15 protein-coding genes and 2 tRNA genes are annotated in these 14,048 nt (G+C 60.7%); 7 read left to right on the plus strand and 10 right to left on the minus strand.

The genetic code is table 11. From position 1 onward, the window contains the following. Nucleotides 1–4 precede the first annotated feature (4 nt). The 7 genes from MCB86_RS15665 to MCB86_RS15695 form a co-directional block, all read right to left on the minus strand. A complete protein-coding gene (locus MCB86_RS15665) occupies nt 5–622 on the minus strand; it encodes a 50S ribosomal protein L25/general stress protein Ctc (RefSeq protein ID WP_239611434.1) in 618 nt (205 codons plus the stop codon). 124 nt (nt 623–746) lie between these two features. Then, nucleotides 747–1,688, minus strand: coding sequence for a ribose-phosphate pyrophosphokinase (locus tag MCB86_RS15670; RefSeq protein WP_025242805.1), 942 nt, complete (start codon nt 1,686–1,688; stop codon nt 747–749). Nucleotides 1,689–1,771: 83 nt separating this feature from the next. Beyond that, a tRNA-Gln gene (locus MCB86_RS15675) sits at nt 1,772–1,846 on the minus strand. A gap of 52 nt (nt 1,847–1,898) precedes the next feature. Then, nucleotides 1,899–1,973 (minus strand) — tRNA-Gln (locus MCB86_RS15680). Between the two features lie 14 nt (nt 1,974–1,987). Beyond that, complete coding sequence (ispE, locus tag MCB86_RS15685; protein WP_239611435.1) at nt 1,988–2,848, minus strand: 4-(cytidine 5'-diphospho)-2-C-methyl-D-erythritol kinase; 861 nt, start codon at nt 2,846–2,848, stop codon at nt 1,988–1,990. Further along, on the minus strand, nt 2,849–3,469 hold the full coding sequence (gene lolB, locus MCB86_RS15690; protein WP_239611436.1) for a lipoprotein insertase outer membrane protein LolB: 621 nt from the start codon (nt 3,467–3,469) through the stop codon (nt 2,849–2,851). A gap of 3 nt (nt 3,470–3,472) precedes the next feature. Then, nucleotides 3,473–5,200 (minus strand): tetratricopeptide repeat protein, encoded by a 1,728-nt coding sequence (locus tag MCB86_RS15695; RefSeq protein WP_239611437.1) that lies wholly within the window; start codon nt 5,198–5,200, stop codon nt 3,473–3,475. 183 nt (nt 5,201–5,383) lie between these two features. Here MCB86_RS15695 and hemA point away from each other — a divergent pair, with 183 nt between their 5' ends. The 6 genes from hemA to MCB86_RS15725 all read left to right on the plus strand — a co-directional run bounded on the left by hemA (nt 5,384) and on the right by MCB86_RS15725 (nt 10,799). Beyond that, complete coding sequence (gene hemA, locus MCB86_RS15700) at nt 5,384–6,652, plus strand: glutamyl-tRNA reductase (protein ID WP_045163354.1); 1,269 nt, start codon at nt 5,384–5,386, stop codon at nt 6,650–6,652. Beyond that, nucleotides 6,649–7,731, plus strand: coding sequence for a peptide chain release factor 1 (gene prfA, locus MCB86_RS15705; protein ID WP_045163353.1), 1,083 nt, complete (start codon nt 6,649–6,651; stop codon nt 7,729–7,731). The genes hemA and prfA overlap by 4 nt, the downstream gene beginning before the upstream one ends. Before the next feature lie 74 nt (nt 7,732–7,805). Beyond that, on the plus strand, nt 7,806–8,633 hold the full coding sequence (gene prmC / locus MCB86_RS15710; RefSeq protein WP_239611438.1) for a peptide chain release factor N(5)-glutamine methyltransferase: 828 nt from the start codon (nt 7,806–7,808) through the stop codon (nt 8,631–8,633). A 20-nt stretch (nt 8,634–8,653) separates the two neighbouring features. Beyond that, nucleotides 8,654–9,409, plus strand: a complete 756-nt coding sequence (locus MCB86_RS15715; protein WP_239611604.1) for a molybdopterin-synthase adenylyltransferase MoeB — start codon at nt 8,654–8,656, stop codon at nt 9,407–9,409. Beyond that, entirely contained in the window at nt 9,402–10,193 is a 792-nt protein-coding gene (gene murI / locus MCB86_RS15720) for a glutamate racemase (protein ID WP_045163350.1), read from the plus strand. Before MCB86_RS15715 ends, murI begins: the two co-directional genes overlap by 8 nt. 87 nt (nt 10,194–10,280) lie before the next feature. After that, complete coding sequence (locus MCB86_RS15725; RefSeq protein WP_239611439.1) at nt 10,281–10,799, plus strand: acyloxyacyl hydrolase; 519 nt, start codon at nt 10,281–10,283, stop codon at nt 10,797–10,799. 37 nt (nt 10,800–10,836) lie between these two features. Here MCB86_RS15725 and MCB86_RS15730 read toward each other — a convergent pair whose 3' ends face one another. The 3 genes from MCB86_RS15730 to upp form a co-directional block, all read right to left on the minus strand. Then, nucleotides 10,837–11,154, minus strand: a complete 318-nt coding sequence (locus MCB86_RS15730; RefSeq protein ID WP_045163348.1) for a YkgJ family cysteine cluster protein — start codon at nt 11,152–11,154, stop codon at nt 10,837–10,839. Nucleotides 11,155–11,250: 96 nt separating this feature from the next. Beyond that, nucleotides 11,251–12,513, minus strand: a complete 1,263-nt coding sequence (locus MCB86_RS15735) for a uracil-xanthine permease family protein (protein WP_045163347.1) — start codon at nt 12,511–12,513, stop codon at nt 11,251–11,253. A 2-nt stretch (nt 12,514–12,515) separates the two neighbouring features. Then, nucleotides 12,516–13,154 carry a uracil phosphoribosyltransferase gene (gene upp / locus MCB86_RS15740; protein WP_045163346.1) on the minus strand — a complete coding sequence of 213 codons (639 nt, stop codon included), beginning with the start codon at nt 13,152–13,154 and terminating at the stop codon, nt 12,516–12,518. A 176-nt stretch (nt 13,155–13,330) separates the two neighbouring features. Here upp and MCB86_RS15745 point away from each other — a divergent pair, with 176 nt between their 5' ends. Further along, a complete protein-coding gene (locus tag MCB86_RS15745; RefSeq protein ID WP_239611440.1) occupies nt 13,331–13,888 on the plus strand; it encodes a hypoxanthine-guanine phosphoribosyltransferase in 558 nt (185 codons plus the stop codon). The last annotated feature ends 160 nt before the right edge of the window (nt 13,889–14,048 follow it).

A 14,048-nucleotide genomic window follows, 5' to 3' on the forward strand; every position in this document is an offset into this window, starting at 1 on the left:
CGGATTACTCGGCAGCGCCTTCTTCTTTCGGAGTGTCTTCCTTGCTCACGCGCGGAGCGTGAACGTTGGCAACCGGCAGGTCGCTGCCGTGTGCCAGGGAAACCAGCTCAACGCCTTTCGGCAGCTTGAGGTCGGTCATGTGCAGTACCTGACCGACTTCAACCTTGGCCATGTCGACCTCGATGAACTCCGGCAGATCCTGCGGCAGGCAGGAAACTTCCACTTCGTTGATGTTGTGCAGGATTTCGCCGCCCTGCTGCTTCACGCCAACCGAGGACTCCTGGTTGATGAAGTGCAGCGGAACGGTAGCGGTCAGCTTGTGACCAGCAACAACGCGGACGAAGTCAGCGTGCAGAACGAAGCCTTTGGCCGGATGACGCTGCAGCGCCTTGATCAGAACAGACTCGTTCTGGCCATCGACGTTCAGGGTCAGCACGTGGCTGAAAGAAGCTTCGGTTTCGAGCAGCTTGGTTACGTCTTTCAGCAGCAGGCTGATGGACTGCGGGGCTTTGTCGCCACCGTAGATGACGGCCGGAACGAGGTTGGCATTACGACGCAGGCGGCGGCTCGCACCTTTCCCCAGGTCGGAACGCACTTGGGCATTCAGAGTGAAATCAGTCATTGTGTTTCTCCAGGATAACAACACGCCCGAAGTGCTTGCGACCAGCACTACCGGGCGGTTGGGCAAAAAGCCCCGCACGGGGCGGGGCACATTTTCGTTCTGCGCGAAGGGCTAAGCTTTCGGCTTAGCGGAACATCGCGCTGATCGATTCAGCATTGCTGATACGGCGAACCGCCTCAGCCACCATTGGCGCGATGTCCAATTGGCGAATACGGGTACAGGCTTGCGCCGCTGCGGACAGCGGAATGGTATTGGTCACCACCAGTTCGTCGAGGACAGAGCCTTCGATATTCTCGATGGCGCGACCGGACAGAATCGGGTGAGTGCAATACGCGAAGACCTTGGCAGCGCCATGATCTTTCAGGGCAGTTGCGGCGTGGCACAGGGTGCCCGCGGTATCGACCATGTCATCGACGAGGATGCAGGTACGACCTTCGATATCACCGATGATGTGCATCACTTCGGACTGGTTGGCCTTCGGGCGACGCTTGTCGATGATCGCCAGATCCACACCCAGCGACTTGGCGACGGCGCGAGCACGCACTACACCACCAATGTCGGGGGAAACGATCATCAAGTTCTCGAAGCGCTGGGCCTGGATGTCATCGACCAGGACCGGCGAACCGTAGATGTTGTCCACGGGCAAATCGAAGAAACCCTGGATCTGATCGGCATGCAGGTCAACGGTGAGGACGCGGTTGACGCCCACCACATCGAGCATGTCGGCCACGACCTTGGCGCTGATCGGCACACGTGCGGAGCGCGGACGGCGATCCTGACGGGCGTAACCAAAGTAGGGAATGACAGCGGTAATGCGGGTGGCGGAGGAGCGGCGGAAGGCATCAGCCATCACGACCAGTTCCATCAGGTTGTCATTGGTGGGGGCACAGGTCGGCTGAATCAGGAAGACGTCCTTACCACGAACGTTCTCATTGATCTCGACACTGATTTCGCCGTCGGAGAATTTACCGACGTAGGCGTCACCGAGAGGGATGTGCAGCTGACGTACAACACGCCGGGCCAGGTCGGGGTTGGCGTTCCCCGTGAAGACCATCATCTTGGACACGCGCAGTACCTGCCTGAGGGTGGATCCGATGAAACAAAAAGCTGTTCAAAAGGCCAGGCGTTTTGAACAGCTCTCGTGATGTTTGGCAGGGGCGGCTGGATTCGAACCAACGCATGCCAGGATCAAAACCTGGTGCCTTACCGCTTGGCGACGCCCCTGTAGATGTAACCCTGAAAGCGATCGTCTGGCTGTAGCAACCTCGAAAGGTTATGGCAGGGGCGGCTGGATTCGAACCAACGCATGCCAGGATCAAAACCTGGTGCCTTACCGCTTGGCGACGCCCCTACAGCGTACAACCTCTAATCACTCACTTCCTGCGTCAGCTGCGCAAGCCTTCGGTGCAGCATCGAAATGTTGCGGCCTTGTGCTACGAAAGCTGGTAAATCGGCTGGAAGTTGGCGGCAAACTCTATCAGCCTCACCTTTGTTTGGGAAGCTCCCAAACACACAAGCTCCAGTGCCGGTCATCCTTGCTGGAACAAATTTGTTCAACAAGCTCAAAGCGTTACGAACCTCTGGGTAACGCCTCTCGACCACCGGCTGACAGTCGTTATGACCGCCCCCTGCAAGAAGGCTGCGAACTGTAATGGCCGGGGTATTGCGTGTCAACTCTGGGTCGGAAAATATTTCCGCTGTACTAACAGAGACTTGCGGGGCGATCACGAGGAACCAGGGTTCGCTCAATTCGACCGGTTGCAGGCGCTCGCCAATCCCTTCGGCGAAGGCCGCTCGGCCCCTGACGAAGACCGGCACATCGGCTCCAAGCGACAAGCCGATCTCGGCCAGGCGTTCTTCGCCAAGATGGGTCCGCCAGAGGTGATCGAGGCCGAGCAGGGCGGTGGCCGCATCGGAACTGCCGCCCCCGATGCCGCCACCCATGGGCAGACGCTTGATCAGTTCGATGTCGGCTCCCTGGCTGCACCCGCTGTGGGTCTGCAACAGGCGAGCCGCGCGTACGATCAGGTTGTCGTCATGCGCCACGCCCGGTAGCTCGGGATGCAGGCGGATCTGGCCATCAGTCCGAGGCGTAAAGCTCAGCTCGTCGCCGTAGTCTAGAAACTGGAAGAGCGTCTGCAGGTCGTGATAGCCGTCGTCGCGACGGCCGAGTATGTGCAGCATCAGGTTGAGTTTGGCCGGTGCCGGCAAGATCAGCCTGCGCATTCAGTGGCCGAGCCGGCGCGGCTGCCAGTCCTTGATCACGAGCGTAATCTGCAGGTCGCGACCGGCCAGCTTGATACGTGACGGCAGGCTGAAGCCGCTTTGCTCGCTGTAGCCGAGATACTGCACGTCCCAGCCGTCCTGTTGCAGATTGGCGAGACGCCCATTGGCGTCCAGCGCAACCCGGCTGCGGCTGTCCGGGGCGGGAAGGCCGCGCACCCACCAGAGCAGGTTCGACACCGGCAGCTGCCAGCCGAGCTGACTTTCCACCAGCGCTTCTGGTGACTCGGCTTCGAAGCGGCCCTGGCCTGCAACTTCCAGCGCGACGGCGTCAGGGCGACCGGTTAGACGAGTGGCGCCGCGGCCCAGCGGACCGGACAGCCGGATGTCGAAATAATCCTGGCGCTGTAGCCAGAACAGCGTGCCGCTGCCCGAGTCCTGGGGTGCTCGAATGCCAATCTTGCCGTTGATCTGCCAGCCATCGATTTCGCTGATCTGAGCTTTGTGGGCCTTCCAGTCATCGGCACTGCCAGGGCCCTCAACGGATTCCTGCGGGCCGAGACCGGCGCAGCCAGCAAGCAGCAGGATCAATGCTGGAATCAGCAGGTTGCGCATCGGCTTCATGTGTCAGAGTTTCTCCGAGCCTGTCAGACGTTTGATGGTTTCGCGCAGCACCTGACTGTCCGGTTGCTGCTTCAGTGCTTCGGCCCAGATCGCCCTGGCCTCCCGCTGCTCGCCGGACGCCCAGAGCACCTCGCCGAGGTGGGCGGCGACTTCATGGTCCGGCATGCGCTTATGCGCCTTGCGCAACTGGGTTTCGGCTTCGTCGAGATTACCCAGGCGATAATTGACCCAGCCGAGACTGTCGAGAATGGCGGCGTCATCCGGATTGATCCGGTGCGCCTGCTCGATGAGCGCAAGGGCTTCGTCGTATCGATCGGTGCGATCGGCGAGCGTATAGCCCAGTGCGTTGATGGCCATGGCGTTGTCAGGTTCGCGCTCGATGATGTAGCGCAAATCTCGCTCCAGCTGGGCCAGGTCGCCACGCTTCTCGGCGATCATGGCTCGGGTGTAGAGCAGGTTGAGGTCGTCGGGAAACTGCTCCAGCGCCTGTTCGACCAGCTCCCAGGCTTCTTTGACTTGCTGTTGTCCGGAAAGCGCTTCTATTTCGATCAGGTAAAGTTGAATCGCGTAGTCGGGCTGCTCTTCCCGGGCGCTGGCCAGCAGACGTGATGCCTCCTGATTACGGCCGAGGGTAAACAGTAGCTCCGCCTGCATGAGTTTCGCCGGCAAGTACTCATTACCAGGCCCGACCTTGGCGAACGCGTTCAGCGCCTGCTCCGGTTTGTCCAGCTCCTGATAGGCTCGTCCGAGGTTGAAATTGGCTGCATCGAGGTGGCTGCCGCGCTCGATCAGCTCTTCCAGGTAAACGATCGCCTCGCGCCAGGCTTGCGCTTCGAGGCACACCAGAGCCATCGAGAAACGCAGATCGTCGTCGCCGGGATTTTGTTGGACCAGCGTGGCGAATTCGCCCATGGCTTCGTCAAGGCGGTCCTGCTCGACCAGCAGGCGTGCATAGGTCAGGCGCAGGCGCTTGTCTTCGGGGTGCTGACGAAGGCCTTTCTCCAGCAGCGGCAGTGCTTCCTTGCCACGTTCAAGCATCTGCAGCAGTCGAGCCTGGAGCAGGATCGAAGGGATCTCCTGTTCCCTGGCCGGTTGCTCTTCGAGCAATGCGAGTGCTTCTTCAGGGCGCCCGTCCTGTTGCAGTAGCACGGCCTTGCCGAATTTCAGTTGGGGATTATCAGGGTGTTTGGCCAGTAACTGGTCGAAGCTCTTGAGCAGGCCGGTGCGGGTATCCGGGTCGGTTTCGGCGGCTGACAGGGCAAGGAAGTCGAAGTGCGTATCGCCTTGGCCCTGCAGCACTTTCTCCATGAATTTCAGCGATTCCTCGTAGCGCCCAGCACGGGCCAGCTGCACCGCTGCGGCACGCTGGGCGTCGAGATTATCCGGTGCGTTGGTCGCCCAGATCATCGCCGTGTCCAACGCCGCCTGATCGGCGCCGAGGTATTCGGCGATACGGAAACCGCGCTCGGCTACCCCGGGGTCCTGGGTCGCGTTGGCCTGCTGGACATAGTTGCCCAGTGCGATATCGAAGCGATTGCGCTGCCCGGCGAGTTCGGCGACCAGCAATGCGTACAGCGTGTCGCTGCTGAACGAACCATATTCACTCGGGCTGGTTTCTGTTGCTTGCGGCGTGGTCTCCTCGATCGGCGGGCCGCTGTCGGAGGTGCTCTGCGTGAAGCTTTGACAGCCACCGAGAAGCAGGACGGCGCTGATGGCGAGGAGTTTTTTCATAGGGAATATAAGGCTGGTCTGCGGTCGCGGCATGATGACACAAGCCGCCAGGCAAGCACATGGGCTGGCTCGTCGGGCGAATCGGGCGGCTCGATCTGGTAGAGACAATGATGGGCAACGGTTGTTCTGAAGCAGGCGAAGTAGGAGAATCGCGCGCTCCGTTTTTCGAATCAGCGACCCTGCATGGCTTTCATCGCCCTTGGCATCAATCACAAGACCGCATCGGTGGATGTGCGCGAGCGTGTTGCGTTCACGCCCGAACAGATGGTCGAGGCGTTGCAGCAGTTGTGCCGTGTCACGCCAACGCGCGAGGCGGCCATTCTGTCGACCTGCAATCGTAGTGAGCTGTATCTCGAGCAGGACCAGATCGAAGCCGAGGCGGTGCTGGCGTGGCTGGCTAATTATCACCGCCTGAGTCTCGAGGACCTCAAAGCCTGTGCCTACGTTCATACCGGCGATCAGGCTGTGCGGCACATGATGCGTGTCGCCTCCGGGCTGGATTCGATGGTGCTCGGTGAACCGCAGATTCTCGGACAGATGAAGTCCGCCTACGCAGTTGCGCGCGAAGCCGGTAGCGTCGGCCCGCTACTGGGACGTCTGTTTCAGGCGACCTTCAGCACCGCCAAGACCGTGCGGACCGATACCGCCATCGGCGAGAACCCCGTCTCGGTAGCCTTTGCGGCCGTCAGCCTGGCGAAGCAGATCTTTGCCAACCTGCATCGCAGTCAGGCATTGCTGATCGGCGCAGGTGAAACCATTACGTTGGTCGCTCGCCACCTGCACGAGCAGGGCGTCAAGCGCATCGTGGTCGCCAACCGCACACTCGAACGTGCCAGTATTCTGGCCGAGCAATTCGGCGCCCATGCGATCCTTCTTGCCGATATCCCCCATGAGCTTTACAACAGCGACATCGTCATCAGCTCCACCGCCAGTCAGTTGCCGATCCTTGGCAAAGGCGCCGTGGAACAGGCGCTGAAGAAGCGCAAGCACAAGCCGATGTTCATGGTTGATATTGCGGTTCCCCGCGACATAGAAGCGCAGGTCGGTGAACTGGACGATGTCTACCTCTATACGGTCGACGATCTACACGAGGTGGTTGCGGAAAACCTCAAGAGTCGCCAGGGTGCGGCCCAGGCCGCCGAGGAGCTGGTCGCGGCCGGTACCGATGACTTCATGGCGCGGCTGCGTGAGTTGGCAGCCGTGGATGTGCTCAAGGCCTACCGACAGCACGCCGAACGCATTCGCGACGAAGAGATGCTCAAGGCTCAGCGGTTGCTGGCCAATGGCGTCACGCCCGAGGATGCGCTGGCTCAACTGGCTCGTGGGCTGACCAACAAGCTGCTGCACGCGCCCAGCGTTCAGCTGAAAAAACTTTCCGCCGAAGGGCGTGGAGAGGCTCTGAACATCGTGCAGGAGCTCTTCGCCTTGCAGGACAGCACGGACAAATCATGAAAGCGTCGCTGCTCAACAAACTCGACATTCTGCAGGACCGCTTCGAAGAGCTGACGGCGTTGCTTGGCGACGCGGAAGTGATCAGCGATCAAACGCGCTTTCGCGCCTACTCGCGCGAATACGCCGAGGTTGAACCGGTCATCGCCACCTACCGCGAATTCCTCAAGATGCAATCCGATCTCGAAGGCGCGCAGGCCTTGCTCAAGGACAACGACCCGGACGTTCGTGAAATGGCCGAGGAAGAGGTTACTGAAGCCCGCGCAAAGCTCGAAGAGATCGAAGCTCGGTTGCAGCGCATGCTGCTGCCGAAAGATCCGAAGGACGGGCGCAACGTCTTTCTGGAGATCCGCGCCGGTACCGGCGGCGACGAGGCGGCGATTTTCTCCGGTGACCTGTTCCGGATGTATTCGCGCTATGCCGAACGGCAGGGATGGCGTGTCGAGATCCTGTCCGAAAGCCCTGGCGAGCACGGCGGCTATAAAGAAGTCATCTCGCGCATCGAAGGCGACAATGTGTTCGCCAAGCTCAAATTCGAATCCGGCGCGCATCGCGTACAGCGCGTCCCGGAAACCGAATCCCAGGGGCGCATTCACACCTCGGCCTGCACCGTTGCGGTACTGCCGGAGCCGGACGAGCAGATCGCCATCGAGATCAATCCGGCCGATCTGCGCGTCGATACCTACCGAGCATCCGGCGCCGGTGGTCAGCATATCAACAAGACCGATTCGGCGGTGCGCATTACGCACATGCCCAGCGGCATCGTGGTTGAATGCCAGGAAGAGCGTTCGCAGCACAAGAATCGCGCCCGCGCCATGGCGTGGCTGGCAGCCAAACTGCAGGACGTGCAAGACAGTGCCGCGCACAAGGAAATCTCCGATACGCGCAAGCTGCTGGTCGGCTCGGGCGATCGCTCCGAACGTATCCGTACCTACAACTTTCCGCAGGGGCGGGTGACCGATCACCGCATCAACCTGACGCTGTATTCGCTCAATGAAGTCATTGGCGGCGCGGTTGAGCAAGTGATCGAGCCGTTGTTGCAGGAATACCAGGCGGACCAGCTGGCGGCGCTAGGTGATTGATCGCAACCCGCTGACGATACTGACTTGAACCCGGCATGCCGCATCGGCCATCCGGCTCCTACGGAAGCGCCATCATGGCCACCATCGAATCATTGCTTCGTGCTGCAGTTCTGCCGGATTCACCATCCGGCAAGCTTGATGCCGAATGGCTGCTGGCTGCGGCGCTGGGCAAGCCAGCCAGCTATCTGCGTACCTGGCCCGAGCGAGAAGTGCCGGCCGAAAGCGAAGCGCGTTTCGTCGCTGATCTGGCGCGTCGTCGTCGCGGTGAACCTGTGGCCTACATTCTGGGGCGCCAGGGCTTCTGGAGCCTAGAGCTCGAGGTCGCTCCCCATACCTTGATCCCCAGGCCGGACACCGAACTGCTGGTCGAAACCGCATTGCAGCTATTGCCGCCGACCCCGGCCGACATACTGGATCTAGGTACCGGGACTGGGGCGATCGCCCTGGCGCTGGCTCATGAACGACCAGCTTGGCAGGTGACCGGGGTCGATCGCGTCACCGAAGCGGTCGACCTGGCGGCGCGCAATGCCCAGCGTTTGCGTCTCGATAACGCCGAGTTCCGTGAGAGTCGGTGGTTTTCCGCACTTGCTGGGCAGCGTTTTGCACTCATTGTCAGTAACCCGCCCTATATTCCGGCGCATGACCCGCATCTTCAGAAGGGGGACCTGCGCTTCGAGCCGAGCAGCGCCTTGGTGGCTGGAGATGACGGTCTGGACGATATTCGTCAGATCATCGCGAGCGCGCCGAGCCATCTGCTCTGTCAGGGTTGGCTGCTGTTGGAGCACGGCTACGATCAGGCGTCGGCAGTGCGTGGGCTGTTCGCCGAAAGTGGATTCGTCGATATCCAGAGTCGCAAGGATCTTGGCGGCCACGAGCGCATCAGTCTGGGTCAACGGCCATGACTATCGTCGAGGAGAGCGACATGCTGAGCGATGACGAACTGCTGCGCTATAGCCGGCAGATCTTGCTGAAACAGGTCGACATTGATGGCCAGCTGAAGCTCAAGCAGAGTCGTGTACTGATCGTCGGGCTGGGCGGGCTGGGTTCGCCCGTGGCGCTTTATCTGGCTGCCGCCGGCGTCGGGGAATTGCACCTGGCGGATTTCGACAGTGTCGATCTGACCAATCTGCAACGGCAGATCGTTCACGACACTCCATCGGTTGGCATGCTTAAGGTGGATTCGGTCATCGCGCGGCTATCGGCGCTTAATCCCTTGGCGAAGCTGGTATCGCATCGCGCCGCGATGGACGCCGATACCCTCGGCGTTGCGGTAGCGGCAGTGGATCTGGTGCTCGATTGCACCGATAACTTCACCGTGCGGGAGGCCGTCAATGCCGCCTGCGTCTTGGCGAAGAAACCCTTGGTGAGCGGCGCTGCGATTCGTCTCGAGGGGCAGCTCTCGGTCTTCGATCCGCGGATCGTGACCAGCCCCTGCTACCACTGCCTCTACGGGCACGGCAGTGAGGCCGAGCTGACCTGTAGCGAGGCGGGCGTGTTGGGGCCGGTGGTCGGTATGGTGGGAAGTCTGCAGGCCCTCGAAGCGCTGAAGCTGCTGGCAGGCTTCGGTGAGCCGCTGGTGGGCCGGCTATTGCTGGTCGATGCGCTGACCAGTCGCTTCCGCGAGCTTAAGGTCAAGCGTGACCCAGCCTGCGCGGTTTGCGGTAACGGCCGTGGCTGACAACGCGCCGATCGGCGTTTTCGACTCAGGGGTCGGTGGCCTGTCTGTGCTGCGCGAGATTCGCGCACGTCTGCCCCAGGAGTCGTTGCTCTATCTGGCCGACAGCGGTCATGTGCCCTATGGCGAAAAAAGTCCGGAGTTCATTCGCGAACGTTGCCGGTCAATCGCGGCCTTCTTTCTGGAACAGGGTGCCAAGGCGTTGGTGTTGGCCTGCAATACGGCCACCGCTGCAGGCGTCGCCGAACTTCGCCAGCTGTACCCGGATGTGCCGCTGGTGGGCATGGAGCCTGCAGTCAAACCGGCCGCGCAGGCCACCCGTAGCGGTGTTGTCGGGGTGCTGGCCACCACAGGTACATTGAAAAGCGCTAAATTCGCAGCGTTGCTGGACCGCTTTGCCAGTGATGTGCGCGTGATTACCCAACCCTGTCCTGGTCTGGTGGAGCGCATTGAAGCCGGAGAGCTCGATGCCGAGGCGACACGCTCGTTGCTGCTGGGGTTCGTCCAGCCCCTGATCGAGCAGGGGTGTGACACCCTGATTCTCGGTTGTACCCACTATCCGTTCATCAAGCCGCTGTTGGTCGAGCTGCTTCCGCCGACGGTCACCTTGGTGGATACCGGGGCGGCGGTGGCGCGACATTTGGAAACGATACTGACGGTGCGTGACCAATTGGGTGCCGGCGGTGCGGCGGTGCGTTTCTGGAGCAGCGGTGATCCTCGCCGATTGGCCAGTGTACTACCGGTACTTTGGGGCGAAAGCGGGGCGGTTGCGTACTATCCTGACTAGGAACTCCCCGCTGCGTCTGCTTTCTGTATTTGGGTTAATACTCGAAAAACAACACGCGATGCCAACTTTTCGATAAGGAAATTCCGAATGAAAAAACTGATCTCCCTCGCTGCAGTTGCGGCTGTTTCACTGGGTCAGGTGGCTGCCGCCCATGCGTTGGATTTAACCGCTGCCGTGGGGCAAACCGGTGAGTCGACCATGACCTATCGTCTTGGCGCGCAGTTCGATTTCAATCGCAGCTGGTTCCAGACGAGCGTCGGTCGGCTCACAGGCTATTGGGACGCTGGTTACACCTACTGGGAAGGTGACGAAACGACCAGCAATCATAGCCTGTCGCTGGCGCCGGTCTTCGTCTATGAGTTCGCGGGTGACTCGGTGAAGCCTTATCTGGAAGCGGGCGTTGGCATCGCGGCCTTCGAAAACACCGAGATCGAGAAGAACGACCTGGGCTCGTCATTCCAGTTTGAGGATCGCTTTGGTGCGGGGTTGCGTTTCGCCGATGGCCACGAAATCGGCCTGCGGGCGATCCACTATTCCAACGCTGGGCTCAAAAACCCCAACGACGGTATCGAGAGCTACTCGTTGCATTACCGGGCATCGTTCTGAACCCGTGACAAGTGACGGCTGACGGCGCGGTCCGCCGTCAGTCATTGTCCATATAGGCCGCCGCAGAACCCTTGCGCTCTTCCAGGCAATCGTCCGAGCCTAGCTCGAACTCCCGACAGATCAATGGGCGTTGGGTATAGATGGTGCAGCGCATGCTGTCCCGATCGAGTGCTGCACACCAGCCGTCATCCAGGCGGCGCATGACTTGCCCACCCCAGTCGTCCTCATCGATGAAGCGTTCGGGAACGCCGGTGTCGGTTAACAGCAGAACTTCGAGCCGGCAGCAGCAGGCGGCGCAGGTCGAGCAACTGATGCTGTCGTCTGGCAATTGGCGGTGGGGGATGGCGGAGGTCATCGCGGCAGTCTACGCGCCTTGCTCCGCGTTGGCTCCAAAGGGCTCATCTACCTCCAGAGAAAAACGCCAGCACAAACTGCGCTGGCGGACGGCACGTCAGCTGTTTTCTTCGAGCTGCTTATTCTTCCAGCCTTCACCGCCTGGAAGCACCAGGTTGAGAATCAGCGCGATGATCGCGCACAGGGAGATGCCGGACAGGGTGAATTCCCCATACCCGAAGGCCATGCCGCCGATGCCGAACACCAACGTCACCGACACGATGATGAGGTTGCGTGCTTCTGCCAGGTCTACTTGATGGCGGATCAACGTGCTTAGGCCGACCACGGCGATCGAGCCGAACAGCAGGCAGAGAATGCCACCCATCACCGGCACCGGGATGCTCAACAGTCCCGCGCCGAATTTGCCGATGAACGCCAGCACGATGGCAAAGATCGCTGCCCAGGTCATGATTTTCGGGTTGTAGTTCTTGGTCAGCATGACCGCGCCGGTCACCTCGGCGTAGGTGGTGTTGGGCGGGCCGCCGAAGAGGCCCGCAGCCGACGTTGCAAGACCATCGCCCAGCAGGGTGCGATGCAGGCCGGGCTTCTTGATGAAGTTGTTGCCGGTGACGCCACCGATTGCCACGACGCCGCCGATATGCTCGATCGCCGGGGCCAACGCGACCGGTACCATGAACAGGATCGCACCCCAATGAAACTCCGGTGTGACGAAGTTCGGCACGGCCAGCCAGGGCGCCGAGGCGATACCGGCCGTATCCACCACGCCGAAGGCGAACGACAGGCCATAACCCACCGCGACGCCTGCCAGGATCGGCACCAGCCGGAACAATCCTTTGCCGAGGACGGCCACGAGCAGCGTGGTCAGCAAGGCGGGCATCGAGATCATCATCGCCGTTTCGTACGGCACCAGTTGGGCGCTGCCGTCGCCGGCCTTACCCATCGCCATGTTCACCGCGACAGGCGACAGGGCGAGGCCGATAGAAATGATCACGGGTGCAATTACAACCGGTGGCAGCAGCCGGTCGATGAACCCGGGCCCCTTGAGACGGACCGCGAAGCCGAGCACCATGTAGACGACACCCGCCGCTACCACGCCGCCGAGCACCGCAGGCAGACCGAAGTCGCCCTTGGCGGCGATGATCGGGGCGATGAAGGCGAAACTCGAAGCGAGGAAAACCGGTACCTGACGCTTGGTGACCAGTTGGAACAGGAGGGTGCCGATACCGGCCGTAAACAAGGCGACGTTGGGATCCATGCCGGTGATCAGCGGCATCAGCACCAGGGCGCCGAAGGCCACGAACAGCATCTGCGCACCGGCCAGCACCTGGCGTCCGAGCGACTCTTCCATGGGTTGCGGCATGCTCAGATGTCCTTCTGCTTGGTGCCGAAGATCTTGTCTCCCGCGTCGCCCAGGCCGGGCATGATGTAGCCGTTTTCGTCCAGGCGATCATCAATCGATGCGGTATAAATGATGACATCCGGGTGTGCTTTCTCGACAGCCGCGATACCTTCGGGGGCCGCGACCAGCACCAGTGCGCGAATTTCCTTGCACCCGGCCTTTTTCAGCATATCGATCGCGGCGACCATGGATCCGCCCGTTGCCAGCATCGGATCAATGATCATCGCCAGTCGCTGATCAAGATCGTCTACCAGGCGTTCCAGATAGGTATGGGCCTGTAAGGTCTCCTCGTTGCGTGCGATGCCTACCGCGCTGACCTTCGCTCCGGGAATCAAGCTGAGCACCCCATCGAGCATGCCGATACCTGCACGCAGGATCGGTACGACGGTGATCTTCTTGCCGGAAATCTTTTCGACCTGGACCGGGCCACACCAGCCGTCGATGCTGTAATTCTCCAGCGGTAGATCGCGAGTCGCTTCGTACGTAAGGATCGAGCCGACCTCTTGCGCCAGTTCGCGGAAGTTCTTGGTGCTGATATCTGCGCGGCGCATCAATCCAAGTTTGTGGCGAATAAGCGGATGGCGGATCTCTCGAATGGTCATGGGCGGCTCCGGCGGTCGAATAAACCGGCGTAGATTAATGCATCGGGGTGTAAGCGGCTATTAATGAGTCAAGCGGGACTTGCCCTGTCCATGGCGGCATCGGTATCGTCGCGCCCTTTATTTTGTTGGGCGGCTGACCGAGCTGCTTCCTCCCCAAACTGTCTTGGAGCATCGTCATGTCCGTCGATCTTGCACACATCCGCCAGATCATGGCCGAAGCCGATTGTCTATATCCTGAAGCCGAGGTTGAAGCGGCGATCGATGCGATGGCCGCAACGATCAATAGTGAGCTGGCCGAGCGCAATCCCGTGGTGTTCTGCGTGATGAATGGCGGGCTGATCTTCTCCGGCAAACTGGTTCCCAAACTGAACTTCCCGCTGGAACTGTCCTATCTGCATGCGACGCGTTATCGCAACGAGACGAGCGGTGGGGAATTGTTCTGGAAGGCCAAACCGGAGATTTCGTTCATTGACCGTGACGTGCTGATCATCGATGACATTCTGGATGAAGGGCATACGCTCGGCGCCATCATCGATTTCTGCCGTCATGCCGGTGCAGCTGCCGTGCATACGGCGGTATTGGTCGACAAAGATCACCAGCGCAAGGCCCGTCCGGATCTGAAGGCCGATTACGTCGGGCTCAGCTGTGTCGATCGGTACGTGTTCGGTTACGGTATGGATTACAAGGGTTACTGGCGCAACGCCCCCGGTATCTACGCCGTTAAAGGCATGTAAGGCGGAGCCCCAGCATCTATCCTTAATGGGTCTTAATGGGGCGCACGTCGTTCGGCCCTGAGCGCGACGGCCGGCGGGTGGCTATCGCGCCGCAGCGCTCCTGGCTCGATTGAGATGTCTCCCAGCGAGGCGGCGGTTCTCATCCCGCTCTTTCCTTCGT

The organism is Pseudomonas sp. KSR10, assembly GCF_022355455.1.
In the GTDB taxonomy this organism is placed as follows: domain Bacteria; phylum Pseudomonadota; class Gammaproteobacteria; order Pseudomonadales; family Pseudomonadaceae; genus Stutzerimonas; species Stutzerimonas stutzeri_E.